Origin of the sequence: Sinomonas sp. P47F7 (assembly GCF_049332655.1) — a bacterium.
Classification (GTDB): Bacteria; Actinomycetota; Actinomycetes; order Actinomycetales; family Micrococcaceae; genus Sinomonas.
Genome location: NZ_CP186327.1, coordinates 2,119,197 through 2,136,648, shown reverse-complemented (window position 1 = coordinate 2,136,648; position 17,452 = coordinate 2,119,197). Strand labels below are relative to the sequence as shown.

The 17,452-nt window shown below is 69.7% G+C and carries 13 protein-coding genes and 1 pseudogene; 4 read left to right on the top strand and 10 right to left on the bottom strand.

From position 1 onward, the window contains the following. Nucleotides 1-31: 31 nt before the first annotated feature. The 8 genes from whiA to ACOKR1_RS09980 all read right to left on the bottom strand — a co-directional run bounded on the left by whiA (nt 32) and on the right by ACOKR1_RS09980 (nt 9,927). Nucleotides 32-1,012, bottom strand: a complete 981-nt coding sequence (gene whiA / locus ACOKR1_RS10015) for a DNA-binding protein WhiA (RefSeq protein ID WP_422936476.1) — start codon at nt 1,010-1,012, stop codon at nt 32-34. Nucleotides 1,013-1,070: 58 nt separating this feature from the next. Next, a complete protein-coding gene (locus ACOKR1_RS10010; RefSeq protein WP_422936475.1) occupies nt 1,071-2,081 on the bottom strand; it encodes a gluconeogenesis factor YvcK family protein in 1,011 nt (336 codons plus the stop codon). Beyond that, nucleotides 2,081-3,004: an RNase adapter RapZ gene (gene rapZ, locus ACOKR1_RS10005; protein ID WP_415855076.1), complete on the bottom strand. Its 924-nt coding sequence runs from the start codon at nt 3,002-3,004 to the stop codon at nt 2,081-2,083. Before rapZ ends, ACOKR1_RS10010 begins: the two co-directional genes overlap by 1 nt. 13 nt (nt 3,005-3,017) lie before the next feature. Beyond that, nucleotides 3,018-4,958: an excinuclease ABC subunit UvrC gene (uvrC, locus tag ACOKR1_RS10000; protein ID WP_422936474.1), complete on the bottom strand. Its 1,941-nt coding sequence runs from the start codon at nt 4,956-4,958 to the stop codon at nt 3,018-3,020. 68 nt (nt 4,959-5,026) lie between these two features. Further along, on the bottom strand, nt 5,027-5,689 hold the full coding sequence (locus tag ACOKR1_RS09995) for a lysophospholipid acyltransferase family protein (RefSeq protein ID WP_422936602.1): 663 nt from the start codon (nt 5,687-5,689) through the stop codon (nt 5,027-5,029). 5 nt (nt 5,690-5,694) lie between these two features. After that, nucleotides 5,695-6,423 carry an HAD hydrolase-like protein gene (locus ACOKR1_RS09990; protein ID WP_422936473.1) on the bottom strand — a complete coding sequence of 243 codons (729 nt, stop codon included), beginning with the start codon at nt 6,421-6,423 and terminating at the stop codon, nt 5,695-5,697. A gap of 98 nt (nt 6,424-6,521) precedes the next feature. Next, nucleotides 6,522-9,440, bottom strand: coding sequence for an excinuclease ABC subunit UvrA (gene uvrA, locus ACOKR1_RS09985; protein WP_422936601.1), 2,919 nt, complete (start codon nt 9,438-9,440; stop codon nt 6,522-6,524). Between the two features lie 109 nt (nt 9,441-9,549). Continuing rightward, complete coding sequence (locus ACOKR1_RS09980) at nt 9,550-9,927, bottom strand: GntR family transcriptional regulator (protein ID WP_422936472.1); 378 nt, start codon at nt 9,925-9,927, stop codon at nt 9,550-9,552. Between the two features lie 63 nt (nt 9,928-9,990). Between ACOKR1_RS09980 and ACOKR1_RS09975 the strand changes: the two genes are divergently transcribed. After that, nucleotides 9,991-10,641 carry an MBL fold metallo-hydrolase gene (locus ACOKR1_RS09975; RefSeq protein ID WP_422936471.1) on the top strand — a complete coding sequence of 217 codons (651 nt, stop codon included), beginning with the start codon at nt 9,991-9,993 and terminating at the stop codon, nt 10,639-10,641. 15 nt (nt 10,642-10,656) lie between these two features. On the opposite strand, the gene ACOKR1_RS09970 is transcribed toward ACOKR1_RS09975, so the two are convergent. After that, nucleotides 10,657-11,454, bottom strand: coding sequence for a trans-aconitate 2-methyltransferase (locus ACOKR1_RS09970; protein WP_422936470.1), 798 nt, complete (start codon nt 11,452-11,454; stop codon nt 10,657-10,659). A 34-nt stretch (nt 11,455-11,488) separates the two neighbouring features. On the opposite strand from ACOKR1_RS09970, the gene ACOKR1_RS09965 reads away from it, so the two are divergent. The 3 genes and pseudogenes from ACOKR1_RS09965 to ACOKR1_RS09955 all read left to right on the top strand — a co-directional run bounded on the left by ACOKR1_RS09965 (nt 11,489) and on the right by ACOKR1_RS09955 (nt 15,981). Continuing rightward, nucleotides 11,489-14,047, top strand: a complete 2,559-nt coding sequence (locus ACOKR1_RS09965; RefSeq protein WP_422936469.1) for a DEAD/DEAH box helicase — start codon at nt 11,489-11,491, stop codon at nt 14,045-14,047. A 150-nt stretch (nt 14,048-14,197) separates the two neighbouring features. Then, nucleotides 14,198-14,668: pseudogene (locus ACOKR1_RS09960) on the top strand (GNAT family N-acetyltransferase); the annotation flags it as partial. Beyond that, nucleotides 14,665-15,981 carry an alpha/beta fold hydrolase gene (locus ACOKR1_RS09955; protein WP_422936468.1) on the top strand — a complete coding sequence of 439 codons (1,317 nt, stop codon included), beginning with the start codon at nt 14,665-14,667 and terminating at the stop codon, nt 15,979-15,981. The pseudogene ACOKR1_RS09960 and the gene ACOKR1_RS09955, both read left to right, overlap by 4 nt. Before the next feature lie 6 nt (nt 15,982-15,987). Here ACOKR1_RS09955 and ACOKR1_RS09950 read toward each other — a convergent pair whose 3' ends face one another. After that, the gene (locus ACOKR1_RS09950) at nt 15,988-17,406 is read right to left on the bottom strand and encodes a GH25 family lysozyme (protein ID WP_422936467.1); all 1,419 of its coding nucleotides are present in this window, start codon (nt 17,404-17,406) and stop codon (nt 15,988-15,990) included. Nucleotides 17,407-17,452: the final 46 nt, after the last annotated feature.

Sequence of the window (17,452 nt, the reverse complement as noted above, 5' to 3'; positions counted from 1 at the left end):
GAACCGCGCCAACGTGGTGGAACCGCCGCGATCAGCCGTCCAGCATGTCCGGCGTAACGTTCGCCTCCGTGCCAGGGATTCCCGTCTCGATGGCCTTCTTGTCGGCCATCGCGAGCAGACGACGGATCCGCCCGGCGATCGCATCCTTGGTGAGCGGCGGGTCGGCGAGCCGGCCGAGCTCGTCGAGGCTCGCCTGCTTGTGGGCGACCCGGAGCTCCCCCGCGTAGCGCAGGTGGTCAGGGACGTCGTCGCCGAGGATCTCGAGCGCGCGCTCCACGCGTGCCCCCGCCGCGACCGCGGCCTGCGCCGAGCGCCGGAGGTTCGCGTCGTCGAAGTTCGCGAGCCGGTTCGCCGTGGCCCGGACCTCCTTGCGCATGCGGCGCTCCTCCCACGCCATGAGCGCGTCGTGGGCGCCCATGCGGGTCAGGAGCGCGGCGATCGTATCTCCGTCGCGCACGACGACGCGGTCCACCCCGCGCACTTCGCGCGCCTTCGCTGAGATCCCGAGTCGCCGGGCCGCGCCCACGAGCGCCAGGGCGGCCTCTGGGCCCGGGCAGGTCACCTCAAGCGACGACGAGCGGCCCGGCTCGGTGAGCGAGCCGTGGGCCAGGAAGGCCCCCCGCCACACGGCCTCGGCGTCCGCGGCCGAGCCGTTGACGACCGCGGACGGCAGCCCGCGGACGGGACGCCCACGGTTGTCGAGGAGGCCGGTCTGCCGGGCGAGCGCCTCGCCCTCGCGAACCACGCGGATCACGTACCGGCTCCCCCGGCGCAGGCCGCCGCCGGAGACCACGATGATCTCGGCTGAGTGCCCGTAGACCTCGGAGATCGCGCTCTTGAGGCGCCGTGCCGTGGACGCGAGATCAACCTCGGCCTCGATCACGATGCGTCCCGAAATGATGTGCAGTCCCCCAGCGAAGCGCAGCATCGCCGAGACCTCGGCCTTGCGTTCGGAGGACTTCCTCACCGCGAGATGCGAGAGCTCTTCCTTGACGCTCTGGGTCAGAGCCATGCTTTCGCCTCCCCCGCCCGCGCGGACGTCCCGTGCGATGCCATCAGCCATTCCCCTGTCATCTAGCGCCGCCCGAGAACACCTCGTGATAGGCGGCCGCGAGCCGGAGCGGATCGTGCACCGCCCGGTGGCCCGAAGCTCCCACTCTACCGAAGTGGACCTCAGCACCCAGTTCCGCCGCAGCGCGTTCAAAGCCCGCAGGGTCGCCAACGGTGCCGATTTCGGCCACGACCGCATCGACGGTGAACTCGGGGGCCGCGCGCTGCAGGACCCGAAGGTGGTCCGTGGCGGTCATGCCGCTCGTCTCCTTCGTGTCCATGGCGAGGTTCATGGTGAGGCAGCGGCGCGCGGGGGTGTCGGTGAGCGCCTGGCGCAATTCGGGCAGGAGAAGGTGCGGGAGCACCGACGTGTACCACGAGCCCGGACCCAGCACGATCCAGTCGGCGAACTCGATCGCGCTGAGCGCCTCAGGGCACGCGGGCGCCTCCTCGGGGAGCAGCCGCACGTCCTCGAGCCTGCCGGCCACGGCGCACGCCGCTTGGCCCCGGATGAGCTGCCCGGGGCCGCCGTCCGGCGACGCGACGATCCCCTCGATGGTGAGGGGGACCTGGGACATCGGGAGGACCTGGCCCCGCGCGCCGAGCAAGGCGCCGGCCCAACGGAGGCCGTCGACGACGTCGCCGAGGAGCTCGCAGAGCGTCATGATGAGCAGGTTGCCCATCGCGTGATTCTCAAGTCCGCTCGTGCCGGCCGGCGACGCGAAGCGGTGCTGCATGACGTCGCGCCACGTGCGGCCCCAGTCCGTGTCATCGCACAGCGCCGCGAGAGCCATTCGGAGATCGCCCGGGGGCACCACGCCGAAGTCGCGGCGCAGGCGGCCGGAGGAGCCGCCGTCGTCCGCCACCGTGACGACCGCGGTGAGGTCCGCCGTGAGGAGGCGGAGGGCGGAGAGGGATGCGGCGAGCCCGTGGCCACCCCCGAGGGCGACGACGGAAGGCCCCTTGGGCGCGCCGCCGGACGTGCCCGAGCCGGGCGGGATGAGCGGGAGCTGGCCCGTGAACATGGACACTATTCGCGCCCGAGGTCCCGGTGGGACGTCGTAACGGTGACGCGAGGCTGCTGGGCGAGGCGCTTCGAGAGCTCCTCGGCGATCGCCACCGAGCGGTGCTTGCCGCCCGTGCAGCCCACCGCAATGGTCGCGTAATGCTTGTTCTCCCGGCGGTAGCCGGACAGGACCGGCTCCAGAGCGTGGACGAATCGCGTGACGAACTCCTCGGCGCCGCTCGCCACGAGCACGTAGTCGCGCACGTCGGGGTCGAGGCCCGTGTGCGGGCGGAGCTGCGGGATCCAGTGCGGATTCGGAAGGAACCGGACGTCCGCAACGTAGTTGGCGTCCGCCGGAAGTCCGTACTTGAAGCCGAAGCTCATGACGTTGAGCCGCAGCGTCACCGGGCCCTTCTCCGAGAACAGCTCGGTGATGGCGGTCGCGAGTCCGTGGACGTTGTAGTCCGACGTGTCGAGCACGAGCGTGGACTGCTCGCGCAGCTCCGTGAGGAGGAGCCGTTCGGCTGTGATGCCGTCGAGGATGCGGCCTCCGCCCTGGAGCGGATGGGGGCGCCGACCCTGCTCGAAGCGCCGGATGAGCACGTCATCCGTCGCGTCGAGGAACAGGACGCGATATTCGATGCCCCGCGAGTCGAGCGCGTGCAGGGCCTCGCGGATGTCCGCGAAGAGCGCCTTGCTGCGCACGTCCATGACGACGGCGAGCTTCGGGATCCGATCCGAGGCGTGCGAGACGAGCTCGGACAGCGTGCCCAGAAGCTGGGGCGGGAGATTCTCGACGACGTACCAGCCGTGGTCCTCGAGCGCGTTCGCCGCCGTGCTCCGCCCCGCGCCGGACATCCCGGTCACGATGAGGAGCTCAGCTTCAGGTGGTTTGACGGGGGTCAGCTCAGTGGGCTCGTGCGGGTCCGCCGCGCTGGTCTGGGTCATGGCCCCAGCCTAACTAAGACTCCAGGATTTCGCCGGTCGCGTAGTTGATGGCGGGCGCCGACTCCTGGGGCTCGGAGCCGTGGAACGTCGCGAAGACGGTCGCCGCGAGCGAGGGCCCGACGCCGGGGACATCCGAAAGATCGTCGACGGTCGCGGCGCGGAGCCGCTTGACGGAGCCGAAATGGACCAGGAGGGCCTTCTTCCGGGCCGGGCCGAGGCCCGGCACGTCGTCGAGGACTGAGGCCGTCATGGCCTTGCCGCGCTTCTGCCGGTGGAACGTGATCGCGAAGCGGTGCGCCTCGTCGCGGATCCGCTGAAGGAGGTAGAGGCCCTGGGATGCGCGCGGGAGGATGACGGGGAAGTCGCCCTCGGGCAACCACACCTCCTCGAGGCGCTTCGCGAGGCCGACGACGCGGATCTCGTCCTCGCCGATGCCGAGCTCCGCGAGGGCCTGGACCGCGGCGGCGACCTGGGGCTGGCCGCCGTCGACCACGACGAGATTGGGCGGGTAGGCGAACTTCCGGTTCTGGTCGCGCTCCTCGACCGGGAGGTCCCGTTCGGCGAGGTAGTTGCGGAAACGGCGGGTCAGGACGTCGTGCATCGCGGCCGTGTCGTCGCGCGCGGCCTCACCCGTGATGGAGAACTTGCGGTACTCGGACTTCTTCGCGAGCCCGTCCTCGACCACGACCATCGACGCGACGACGTTCGTGCCCTGGACGTGCGAGATGTCGAAGCTCTCGATCCGGAGGGGCGGCTCTGCGAGCTCGAGCGCCTCCTGGAGCTCCTGGAGAGCGAGCGATCGGTTCGTGATGTCCCCCGCGCGGCGGATCTTGTGCAGGCGGAGGGCCTGCACGGCGTTTTCGTGGACGGTCTTGGCGAGCGCCGCCTTGTCGCCGCGCTGCGGCACGCGCAGCGCCACGTTCGCGCCGCGCAGCCCCGAGAGCCACACCGTGAGCTGCTCGGCGTCCTCGGGCAGCACGGGCACGAGGACCTCGCGGGGGATCCGCGAGTCCGTCTCGGCCTGCGCGCCGTAGACCTGCTGGAGCAGGTGCTCGACGAGCGCCGGGCCCGTGGCCTCCTCGACCTTCTCGACGACCCAGCCGCGCTGGCCGCGGATGCGTCCGCCGCGCACATGGAACACCTGGACGGCGGCCTCGAGATCGTCCTCCTCGACCGCGAAGACGTCGGCGTCCGTGTCCTCGGAGAGGACGACAGCGTTCCGCTCGAACACCTTCCGCATGGCGATGATGTCGTCGCGGAGCGAGGCTGCTGCCTCGAAGTCGAGCTCCTCGGAGGCCGCGGCCATCCGCTTCTCGAGCTGGGAGATGAACCGCTTGGCCTCGCCGCCCATGAACGCGCAGAAGTCCTCGGCGATCGCGTAGTGCTCCTCCGGCGTGACGCGCCCCACGCACGGTGCGGAGCACTTGTCGATGTAGCCGAGCAGGCACGGCCGGCCGCTCTGCTCGGCCCGCTTGAACACGCCCGCGCTGCAGCTGCGCACCGGGAACACCTTGAGGAGGGTGTCCATCGTCTCCCGGATGGCCCCGGCGGTGTACGGACCGAAGTACCGCGTGCCCTTGCGGCGATCGCCGCGCATCACCTGGACGCGAGGGATCGTCTCCCCCATCGTCACGGCGAGGTACGGGTAGGTCTTGTCGTCGCGGAAGGCGAGGTTGTATCGCGGCGCGAACTCCTTGATCCACGTGTATTCGAGCTGGAGCGCCTCGAGCTCGCTCCCGACGACCGTCCACTCGACGCTCGCCGCTGCATGCACCATGGCGTACGTCTTGGGCAGGAGCGTGGCCGGGTTCGCGAAGTACGAGGTCAGCCGCTGGCGAAGGTTCTTCGCCTTCCCCACGTAGATGACGCGCCCGTGCGGGTCGCGGAACCGGTACACGCCCGGATCGGTCGGGATTTCGCCCGTCTTCGGCCGGTAGCTCGCTGGATCTGCCACTGAACCAGTCTAGTAAGGGTGGGCGGGTGGGGCGCGGAAGGGCCTGGGTGCGGAAAGGCTTGGGCTACCTATTCCGCGGCCGGCGGCTTGTTGTAGCCGGACGCCCGCTCCTGACCGCTGAGGGCCGCGATGGCGTCCATGATGCGGTCGGTCGCGTCGCGGCGCACCGGGAGGGAGTGGTCCGGGCCGAGCTTGTCGAAGTACAGGGGCTCACCCACGCGCATGCTGAAGTGCTGCGGCTTGACGCCGTTGCTGCCGGCCGGCTGGAGCTTCTCGGTCCCTTCAAGCCCCACGGGAACCACGGGAGCGCCGGTCGTGAGAGTCAGCCAGCCGACACCGGTCCGGCCGCGGTACAGCAGGCCGTCCCGCGAGCGGGTCCCCTCGGGGTAGATGCCCACCCCTCCCCCGTCCTCGAGGATGTCGAGAAGGGTCTTGAGGGCCGCGACGCTCGCCGCCTGCTCGCCGCGCTCCACGGGGATCGAGCCGACACCCTCGAAGAACGACTTCATGAGCTTGCCCTTCAGGCCCGTGCCCGTGAAGTACTCGGCCTTCGCGAAGAAGCCCACCTTGCGGGGCATGAGCGCCTGGATGATGACCGAGTCGAGGAACGAGAGGTGGTTGGACGCGACGATGAACGGGCCGTCGACGGGCACGTTCTCGAGCCCCGTCACGGTCGGCCGGCACAGCCCCGCGATGAGGACCCGGATGCTGGTCCGGCTGGCCTGGTACATGATCGTCATGGGCGGGCCTCCGCGGTACCGGAGCCGGCTGCAGCCTGAACATGGCCGTCGAGCGGCAGGAGGCGTTCGACGGCGTCGCCCGCCTCGCGCGTATTCGCGACCCGGGCCGCGAGGTCGAGGGCCTCGAGCTCCCCGGGCTCGGCGAAGCCCCACCGCACGCCGATGCATGGAATTCCGTTGGCGGCCGCCCCGGCGGCGTCGTGGCGCCGATCGCCAATCATGACGGCGCGCGAACCAGCTGCGTGGTTGACGGTCAGCGCGGCCGCAACGATGCTCGCCTTGCCGTCGGTGAGCGGCGGCAGCGTCTCGTCGTCCGGCGCGCCGTGGATGCTGTGGAATCGACGGTCGAGGTCGTGGATCCCGAGGAGCTTCTTCGCGAGCCCCTCCGGCTTCTGGGTCGCGACCGCAAGGTGGTACCCCGCCGCGCGGAGCCGATCGAGCAGCTCGGGGATCCCCGGATAGGGGCGGCTCGCCGCCATCCCCTCCGAGATGTACCGCTGGCGGTAGCTATGGACGACGGCGGGCATCACCTCGGCGGGGACGTCCGCGAGCCTACCGAGGGACTCAAGGAGGGGCGGGCCGACCATCGAGTCGAGCGTCGCGCCGTCTGGAACCGGGAGACCGTGAACGTCAAGCGCGTGCGCGATGCCGCCGGTGATGCTCCCCGCGGGGTCGACAACAGTACCGTCCAGATCGAAGATCACGAGCGCGGGGCTGACAGTCACCGGGACAGTCTCGCATACCAGCCCGAATGCCTGAAACTCTTATGACCCTTCAGGCATATTCACGACCCAGATCCAGCGGCCCGTGCATGCCGCGGTATTCATCGATGGTCGCGAGTGAACATCTCGGACAGGAATCGACCCGTGTGGCTCGCCTCGACCTTCGCAACATCCTCCGGCTTGCCGATCGCCACGACCTGCCCACCGCCGGAGCCACCGTCTGGCCCCAGATCGATGATCCAGTCGGCGCTCTTGATCACGTCGAGGTTGTGCTCGATCGTGATCACCGAGTTGCCCTTGTCCACGAGACCCTGAAGCACGAGCAGGAGCTTCCGGATGTCCTCGAAGTGGAGGCCAGTGGTCGGCTCGTCGAGCACGTAGACGCTCCGCCCGTTCGAGCGACGCTGAAGTTCCGAGGCCAGCTTGACGCGCTGCGCCTCGCCGCCCGAGAGCGTCGTGGCAGGCTGGCCGAGCCGTACGTAGCCGAGCCCGACGTCCACGAGTGTGTTGAGGTGGCGCGAGATCGGGCCGAACGCCGCGAAGAACTCCGCGGCCTCATCGATCGGCATGTCCAGGACGTCCGCGATGGTCTTGCCCTTGTAGTGGACCTCGAGCGTCTCGCGGTTGTAGCGGGCGCCGTGGCAGACCTCGCACGGGACGTAGACGTCCGGGAGGAAGTTCATCTCGATCTTGATCGTGCCGTCGCCCGAGCATGCCTCGCACCGACCGCCCTTGACGTTGAAGGAGAAGCGCCCCGGCTGGTAGCCACGGACCTTCGCCTCGGTGGTCTCCGCGAACAGCTTGCGGATGTGGTCGAACACGCCCGTATACGTCGCGGGGTTGGACCGCGGGGTCCGCCCGATGGGGCTCTGGTCCACGTGGATGACCTTGTCGAGATGCTCAAGCCCCTCGATGCGGGTGTGCCGCCCGGCCACCTGCTTCGCACCGTTGAGGCGGTTCGCAAGCACCTTGTAGAGGATCTCGTTCACGAGCGTCGACTTGCCCGAGCCGCTGACGCCAGTGACGGCGGTGAGCACGCCGAGGGGGAACGTCACGTCGACGTTCTGCAGGTTGTGCTCGCGCGCCCCGACGATCTTGAGCTGACGCTTGCGGTCCAAGGGGCGCCGCTTCCTGGGCAGCTCGATGCGGCGCCGCCCCGACAAGTAGTCGCCGGTCAGCGACTCGCGGTTCTCGAGAAGCTCCGCGAGGGAGCCCGAGTGGACCACCTTGCCGCCGTGCTCGCCGGCTCCGGGGCCGATGTCCACGATCCAGTCGGCCTCATGAATCGTGTCCTCGTCGTGCTCGACGACGATGAGCGTGTTCCCGAGGTCGCGAAGCCGCGTGAGCGTGTCGATGAGCCGCCGATTGTCGCGCTGGTGGAGGCCGATGCTCGGCTCGTCGAGGACGTACAGCACGCCGACGAGGCCCGATCCGATCTGAGTCGCAAGGCGGATGCGCTGGGCCTCACCGCCGGACAGCGTCCCCGCCGCGCGCTCGAGGTTGAGGTACTCGAGGCCGACGTCGAGGAGGAACGCGAGCCGCGCGTCGATCTCCTTGAGCACCTGATGCGCGATCTGCCGCTCTCGATCGGTGAGATCGAGCGTCGCGAGAAACTCGCTCGCCTCGCGAAGGGGCAGGGCACACACAGCCGCGATGGACCTGCCGCCCACGAGCACGGATAGCGACGCGGGGTTGAGGCGCGCTCCGCCGCACTCGGGGCACGGGACCTCGCGCATGTATTCCGCGTAGCGATCGCGCGCGTAGTCCGACTCCGTCTCCGCGTGCTTGCGCTGGATGTAGGACACGGCGCCCTCGAAGCCCGTGCTGTACTTGCGCTCGCGCCCGAAGCGGTTGCGGTACTGGACCACGACTTTGTGGTCCTTGCCGAAGAGCACGGCGTCCCGCGCGTACTGCGGGAGGCTGTGCCACGGGGTGTTCATCGAGAAGCCGAGCTCGTCGGAGAGACCCTCAAGCAGGCGTGTCCAATACTCCGTGGTCGCCGTCCCGAGCGACCACGGCGCAATCGCTCCCTCGCCGAGGCTCAGCTCAGGGTCCGGGACCACGAGCTCCTCGTCCACCTCGAGCTTCGTGCCGATGCCCGTGCACGCCGGGCACGCGCCGAAGGGGTTGTTGAACGAGAACGAGCGCGGCTCGATCTCATCGATCGCGAGTGGATGCTCGTTGGGGCACGCGAGGTGCTCCGAGAACGCGCGGGTGCGGCCGTCGTCGTCGGGCGCGATGTCGACGAAGTCCGCCACGACGCGGCCCTCGGCAAGTCCAAGTGCCGTCTCAACGGAGTCGGCGAGGCGCTGGCGGATGCCTTCCTTGACCACGAGGCGATCCACGACGACCTCGATCGTGTGCTTGAACTGCTTGCCGAGCTTGGGCGGCTCGGTGAGCTGGACGAGCTCGCCGTCCACGCGGGCGCGCGCATAGCCCTTCGCGGCGAGCTCCCTGAAGAGGTCCACGAACTCGCCCTTCCGGCCCCGCACCACCGGGGCGAGGATCTGGAAGCGCGTGCCATCGGCGAGATCGAGGAGCTGATCGACGATCTGCTGCGGCGTCTGCCGCGTGACCGGCTCGTGGCAGATCGGGCAATGTGGGCGGCCCACCCGCGCCCACAGAAGGCGCATGTAATCGTAGATCTCGGTGATCGTGCCGACCGTCGAGCGAGGGTTCTTGCTCGTGGACTTCTGGTCGATCGACACGGCGGGCGAGAGACCCTCGATGAAGTCGACGTCCGGCTTGTCCACCTGGCCGAGGAACTGCCGCGCGTAGGCCGAGAGCGATTCGACGTAGCGCCTCTGGCCCTCGGCAAAGATCGTGTCGAACGCGAGGGACGACTTGCCCGATCCGGACAGCCCCGTGAAGACGATCATCGCGTCGCGCGGGAGGTCAAGATCGACGTTGCGAAGGTTGTGCTCGCGTGCCCCCTTGACGACGAGTCGCGAAAGGTCCGCGCGGAGCGAGCTCACGGCCTCGTGCGAGCGCGCGGAGGCAGGGCGGTCCGCCAGCTCCATGGGCGAGGAGGGAATCTGCACGGAACCATGCTAGTCGAAAACGTCTTCGAATTCCCAATCGGAGGCGCCTGGCGGAGCGGCGTGTTCGGCTCCGGTTCTGGCGGACCGCTCAGAGCCGCTCATACGCCTGCTCGAGCAGGCGAACGGCCTCCTCGAGCGTGCACCCGCGCCCGGCCGCGGCGGCCGCGAAGGCCGCGGCCGCCGACGTCAGATCCTTCTCGCGCGCGTCGCGAGGCGCCACGACGGTGCCCGCACGCCCGTTCGTCGCGACGACGTTCGCCTCCTCCAGCTCGCGATAGGCCCGCGCGATCGTGTGGGGCGCGAGCCCGAGCTCCGTCGCGAGGGCGCGGACGGGCGGGAGACGCCGCCCTGCGCGCAGCGTCCCGTCGGCGACAAGGTCCGCGATGTGGCGCCGAAGCTGCTCGAACAAGGGGGCCGAGAGGCCCTGATCGGGCCGCCACGCGCCCGGGAAGTCCGCATCCTGCATGGGCACCAGAGTAGCCCGGCCGGGCCCCCGCCACACGGGACCCCTCAGGCCTACACTGGCCGCATGACGAGCCTCATCCACGATCTTGCGCACGTCACGGTTCGGCAAGTCGCAGTGGGAGACATGGACAACAACGTCTACCTCATCACCGCGAAGGCCTCCGGGGCCCAGGTGCTCATCGACGCCGCCGACGATCTTCCGGCCCTCCAGGCCCTTCTCGCCGAAGGCGCGGCTGACTCCGAGGCGCCCACGAAGCTCGAGCTCATCGCGACGACCCACCAGCACTGGGATCACGTCCGCGCGCTCGAGGGGCTCGTCGAAGCGACCGGCGCGCGCACGGCCGCCGGGCGTCAGGATGTCTCCGGCATCCCTGTTCCGGTCGACGTCGTCCTCGACCACGGCGACGTGGCAGGCTTCCCCGGCTTCGACCTCACCGCGGTGCACCTCCGCGGCCACACCCCGGGCTCGATCGCCTACGTCCTCAAGGACGACGACGGTCCTCACCTCATCTTCTCGGGCGACTCGCTGTTCCCTGGCGGGGTGGGCAACACGCAGAAAGACCCCGACCGCTTCCATCTCCTCATCGGCGACGTCGTCACGCGCCTCTTCGACGTGTACCCCGACGACGCCGTGGTCTACCCGGGCCACGGCAGGCCGACGACGCTCGGCGCAGAGAGGCCTCACCTCGACGACTGGCGTGCGCGGGGCTGGTAGGCCACCGCTCGACCGCTAGACGGCCTCGGGCTTGCGGCCCACGCAGAAGATGCGCCGGAACGGAAACACGGTTCCGTGTTCCGCGGCCGGGTACGCGTCGAGCAGGAGCTGGTTGTACTGCTCCTCGAACTGGGCCCTCTCCTGCGCCGAGAGCGCGTCGAGGACCGGACGCAGGGTCGTGCCGCGGACCCAGTTGAGCACGGGGTCCTCCCCCGTGAGGAGCTGCAGGTACGTGGTCTCCCACACGTCCGCCTCCCAGCCTGCCGAGAGCATGAGCTGCAGATAGTCGGAAGGCTCGCCGACCGCGTCGCTGTGCCGCAGGACGCCCCGCAGCTCGCGCTCCCACTGGGACGACTCCGCGAGCTCGCGGAGGAGCGTGTGCGAGGGCGCGCCGAAATTCCCCGGAATCTGGACCGCGAGCCACGCGCCCGGCGCGAGCTGCTCGAGCCACCTGCCGATGAGCGCCTGGTGACCCGGCACCCACTGGAGCGCCGCGTTCGAAACGAGGACGTCGACGTCGTCCGCGGGCTCCCAGCCCACGATCTCGCCGAGCCGGAAGCTCAGGCGGGGCCTGCCTGGCGTCGTGCGATCCGCCGCGGCGATCATGTCCGGCGAGCTGTCAATCCCCTCCACGGCGGCGTCCGGCCAGCGGTCCGCGAGCGCCGCGGTGAGCGTCCCCGGGCCGCAGCCCAGGTCCACGACGTGCTGGGGCGACTCGGCACCAATGCGGGACGTGAGATCGAAGAACGGCCGGCCCCGGTGGTCGCCGAAGCGGACGTAGAGGGCAGGGTCCCACGTGGGCGAAGCGCTCATGGCTCCACGCTAGTGCGGATAGGCTGAAGCCGCCATGAGACTCGACCAGCTCCTCCCCGACCGCGGCGGCAACGCCGATCCCGCTGCGCTTCCGGACGCCGTCTACGAGGCGTTCGTGGGGTGGGCCGAGGGCCGGGGCCTTTCGCTCTACCCGGCACAGGACGAGGCCGTCATGGAGCTCGTCGAGGGCAACAACGTGATCCTCGCCACGCCGACGGGCTCGGGCAAGTCGCTCGTGGCGATCGCCGCCCACTTCCACGGCCTCGCGACGGGCCAGCGCAGCTACTACACCGCACCGATCAAGGCGCTCGTCTCCGAGAAGTTCTTTGCCCTGTGCGAGATCTTCGGTGCGGAGAACGTGGGCATGGTCACGGGCGATTCGTCCGTCAACGGGCAGGCGCCGATCATCTGCTGCACGGCGGAGATCCTCGCGAACCACGCGCTCCGGGAAGGCTCCGCGGCGGAACTCGGCCCCGTGGTCATGGACGAGTTCCATTTCTACTCCGACCCCCAGCGCGGCTGGGCGTGGCAGGTCCCCCTGCTCGAGCTCCCGCAGGCGCAATTCCTCCTCATGAGCGCGACCCTCGGCGACGTGAGCCGTTTCGAGACGGAGCTCACCGAGCGCACGGGGCGGACGACGACGACCGTCGCCGGGGCGGAACGGCCCATCCCGCTGCACTACTACTACGAGGAGAAGCCCGTCCACGAGACGCTCGAGGAGCTCCTCGCGACGAAGCAGGCCCCTGTGTACGTGGTCCACTTCAGCCAGCTCGAGGCCATCGAGCGCGCCCAGCAGCTCATGAGCGTCAACATGTGCACGCGCGAGGAGAAGGACCGCATCGCCGAGCTCATCGGGCGGTTCCGGTTCGCGGCTGGCTTCGGGAAAACGCTCAACCGCCTCGTGCGCCACGGCATCGGCGTGCACCACGCGGGCATGCTGCCCAAGTACCGGCGCCTCGTCGAGCAGCTCGCGCAGGCTGGGCTCCTCAAGGTCATCTGCGGGACGGACACGCTCGGCGTGGGCATCAACGTGCCGATCCGCACCGTGCTGCTCACGGCCCTCACGAAATTCGACGGCCAGCGGACGCGGCACCTCAACGCGCGCGAGTTCCACCAGATCGCGGGCCGGGCCGGGCGGGCCGGCTTCGACACGGCGGGAACCGTGGTCGTGCAGGCACCCGAGCACGTCGTCGAGAACAACCGGGCCATGGAGAAGGCCCGCGCGAAATTCGGCGAAGACGCGCGCAAGCTCCGCCAGGTCGTCAAGAAGAAGCCGCCCGAAGGCTTCGTCTCGTGGGGGAAGCCCACGTTCGAGCGGCTCGTCGAGGCCTCGCCCGAGCCCCTGACCTCGAGCTTCTCCGTGACCCACGCGATGCTCCTCAACCTCGTGGCTCGGCCCGGCAACCCCGTCGCGGCGGCGCGGCGGCTGCTCGAGGAGAACCACGAGACGCGCACGGCGCAGCTGCGGCTCATGCGGCGCGCGCTCGGGATCCTCCGCGAACTGCTCGCGGCGGGGGTCGTCGAGCGGATCCCGGCAGGCGAGCTCAGCGCGGAGGACCGCGCGACGGGACGCACCCTGCGCCTCACGGTCGACCTCCAGGAGAACTTCGCCCTCAACCAGCCGCTCTCCCCCTTCGCGCTCGCGGCACTCGACCTGCTCGGGCCGGAGACGCCGTCGTACGCGCTCGACGTCGTCTCCGTCATCGAGGCGACCCTCGAGAAGCCCCGCCAGATCCTCTCGGCCCAGCTCAAGCGCGCCCGCGCGGACGCCGTCGCCGCGATGAAGGCGGACGGCCTCGAGTACACGGAGCGGATGGCGCTCCTCGACGACGTCACGTACGCCGAGCCGCTCAAGGAGCTCCTCGACGCCGCGTTCGAGCAGTACCGCAAGCACGCGCCCTGGGTCTCCGACTTCGAACTCGCCCCCAAGTCCGTGGTCCGGGACATGTACGAGCGCGCCATGGACTTCGGCGAGTTCGTCCAGTTCTACGGGCTCGCCCGCAGCGAGGGCATCGTGCTCCGCTACCTCACCGACGCCTACAAGGCCCTGAACCAGACCGTGCCCCAGGACGCGCTCCGGGAGGACCTCGAGGACCTCATCGCGTGGCTCGGCGAGCTGGTCCGTCAGGTCGACTCGAGCCTCCTCGACGAATGGGAGGAGCTCACGAGCGGCCACGAGCTGCACCGCCACGACGCCCCACCGCCCCCGCCGCCCGCGCTCACGTCAAACGTCCGGGCCTTCCGGGTCATGGTCCGCAACGAGCTGTTCCGGCGCGTCGAGCTATTCGCCGACGAGGACTCGAAGGCGCTCGCCGAGCTCGACGGCGAGGCTGGCTTCGGCGACGAGGCGTGGGAGGAGGCGCTCGACGGCTACTTCGACGAGCACGAGGACATCGGCACGGGTCCCGACGCGCGCGGGCCGCAGCTCCTCATCATCGAGGAGGGGCCCGGCGTGTGGCACGTGCGGCAGATCTTCGATGACCCAGCGGGGAACCGGGACTGGGGCTTCTCCGCGGACGTGGACCTCGCCGCGAGCGACGAGGCGGGCAGCGCCGTGATCCGACTGACGCAGCTTGGACGTCTCGGTAGCTAGGTTAGAAGCATGAGCCTCCTCCCCGACCGCATCCGCTCCACCCTGCACGACGATTCTTCCCGCCCGCCCGCCGCCGGCCTCCGGGCTGATTCTTCCCGCCCGCCCGCCGCCGGCCTCCGGGCTGATTCTTCCCGCCCGCCCGCCGCCGGCCTCCGGCCGGCTACCCCACACGACGTCCCCGCCATCCTCGAGCTCATCCACGAGCTGGCCGTCTACGAGCGCGAGCCGGACGCCGTCAAGACCACCGTTCCCGTGCTCGCCGAGCAGCTCTTCGGCGACAGCCCGGCAATCTTCGCGCACGTGGTCGAGGACGGTGACGGGGTCATGGGGTTCGCCCTCTGGTTCCTCAACTACTCGACGTGGGAAGGCACCCACGGGATCTACCTCGAGGACCTCTACGTGCGCCCCGCGGCGCGCGGCCGCGGCTACGGGAAGGCGCTCCTCGCGGAACTCGCGCGCACCGCCGTCGAACGCGGATACGCACGGGTCGAATGGAGCGTGCTCAAGTGGAACGAACCCTCGATCGGCTTCTACAAGAGCATCGGCGCCGCGCCCCTCGAGGAGTGGGACACCTTCCGCCTGACCGGCAGCGCGCTCGCGGACTTCGGGGCTCCCGAGTGAGCACGGCGCAAGCGTCGCGACATCGCGTCGTGGGCGCGCACGCCTTCCGGGGACTCCGCACCGTGGAGCACGTCTTCACCGTCCCGCTCGACCACGGAAAACCCGGCGGCGAGCAGATCGAGGTCTTCGCGCGCGAATACGTCTCCGCGGCCCACCCGGCCGAGGTCGCCGGACGCCTCCCCTGGCTCGTGTTCCTGCAGGGCGGCCCGGGTGGCCGCGGGCCGCGCGTCACCTCGCTGTCCGGATGGATGAAGGAAGCCGCGAAGGACTTCCGCGTTCTCATGCTCGACCAGCGCGGCACCGGCCTCTCGACGCCGGCCGACCGATCGACCCTTCCGCTCCGCGGCGGCCCAGCCGAGCAGGCCGCGTACCTGAGCCACTTCCGGGCCGACTCGATCGTGCTCGACTGCGAGGCGATCCGGCGCGCCCTCGGCTCCGGCCCGTGGACCGTCTACGGGCAGAGCTTCGGCGGCTTCTGCGCGCTCACGTACCTCTCGCTGGCGCCCCACGGGCTGCGCGAGGCACTCATCACGGGAGGGCTCGCGCCGCTCGACGGCCCCGCCGAGCGCGTCTACCGCGCGACGTACGCGAGGCTCGCCGCCCGCAACGCCGAGTATTTCGCCTGGTACCCCGACGACCGGGCGCGCGTGACTGAGATCGTCGAGCATGTCCGCGCAGCCGACGAGCGGCTCCCCGACGGGAGCCGCTTGAGCCCCGAACGCTTCCAGCTCGTGGGGAACTTCCTCGGGGGCAACACGCGCGTCGATTCGCTGCATTACCTGCTCGAGGACGCGTTCACCCGCGGCGCCGACGGCACCCGGCTCTCGGACGGCTTTCTCGCCCAGGTCCACGCGAACGTCACGCGAGCGCCCAACCCGCTGTACGCCGTGCTGCACGAGTCGATCTACGCTCAGGGCGAGGCCAGCGGATGGGCCGCGTGGCGCGTCCTCGACGAGCGCCCCGATTTCCGGCCCGATGCCGCCGAGCCGCTTCTGCTCGGGGAGATGGTGTGCCCGTGGCTCTTCGACCAGGACCCCGCGCTCGCACCGCTCGCCGAGACCGCGCACGTGCTCGCCGAGAAGTCGGACTGGGGATCGCTCTACGATGCGGGCCGGCTCGCGGAAAACTCCGTCCCGGTCGCCGCGGCGGTATACCGCGACGACATCTACGTGGACCGCGACCTCTCCCTCGAGACGGCGGCGCGCGTCCGCGGGCTTCGCGTGTGGGAGACGGCGGACTTCCACCACGACGGCATCACGGACGACGGCGAGGGCATCTTCGCAAGGCTCCTCGCCATGGTGCGCGAGGACTGAGCGAGACTAGCGCCCCCGCAGAGGCGCCCCCAACGAATCCCAGTCGGACGCCGCGCCGTAGAAGACGTCGAGCAGAAGGTCGCCGTCGTATCCGGGCAGGCGTCCTGACGCTGTGTATTGCCATGCCCTGAAGCCCGCGGCCCAGCTTGTCCGAATCTTCGGGCCAGCGGTGGATGGGCTGTGGCCCTCAATGGCCCGGCGGCCTAGAGGGTACGCGGCCATCCAGAGCGGGAAGTCCTGCTCGACCCGGGACCAGACCCGCGTATTGACGCTGTCCTGGTTCATGTAGATGAGCGGTGTGGCTCCCGTTCCCGTCCGCACGGCGGCAAGCCATTCGAAGGCCCACTCCGGACCTGCAGGATTGACGGGCTCCCAATCGAGCGCCACAAGGTCGCCGGCGCGCAGGAGCGTGCGGGCAGCCCCGAGGAACGTCCGCGCCTCGGCCTCCACCGTGTTCTCCGGTGTGTCGGCCCTCGCAAGGTGATAAAAGCCGACCTTCTTGCCCCCCGCCCGCGCCCCCTCGAGGTGATCTAACAGGTTGGGATCGCGAAAGTCGACGCCCTCCGTGGCCTTGATGAGCACGAAATCGCTGGGAAGAGACGAGAGATCGGCCCCGGCTTGGTGCTCCGAGACGTCGATTCCGGTGAGGATCGGACCGTCGGTATGCTCGGGCGCGTTCGTCACGGGCGTCAGGTCGGGGAGTCCGTCGACGTTGGTGGGATCAAAGAAGAGCATCGAGGCGAACCCCAGCGAGTCTGCGAACCAGAGCGGTGATTCGGTGCCGTTGCCGAGGTCGACGAGGTCCCCGCGGGCAAAGCCGCTCCATGTCTCGCGGGAACCCGCTGGAATCATGCGGACCACGGGAGCTCCGATCTGAGGAGCGGACCGCTGATTCACCTCGGTCGGCCCGGCGACGCGCTCGTTCGCGGCCAGTGGTGCCGCGGGCGGCGGCCCGGGTGGCGGCGGTGCGGGATCGAAGAACGGACGCAGCCAGCCGCTCACGGCGCCGGTTCCCACGTTCGTGTAGCCAAGCCGCGCCCGGAACATAGGCACCTGTTGGAATCCGTCCGGCTGGATCACGTCCACGCCATTGATATCCGCGTCGACGCACACGGCGATGTGGCCGAACGGGTTGGGCCCGCCAACGCCCGTCCCATCCCACACGACGATGTCCCCCGGCAGCGGAATCTGGGACGGATCGGACGAATCGTTGAGGATCTGGATCAGGAAATCGGGAGAGAACGTGAACAGCATGTCCCTGGCGTTGCCTGCGCCGGGCCACACCTGTTGCCACCGGGTGTCGGCAAAGATGTGCTGGACGTAGTTCTTCGGCACGTCGACACACTGGAACCCTCCGACGAAGTCACGGTCGACCTTCTGGCCGGGAGCGTTCTCCATCCACGAGCGTTGGAACTCGGTGAGCATGGCAGTTCCCCCTCCGCCTGGTAACTCCGCTCCGTGCGGTGCGGCC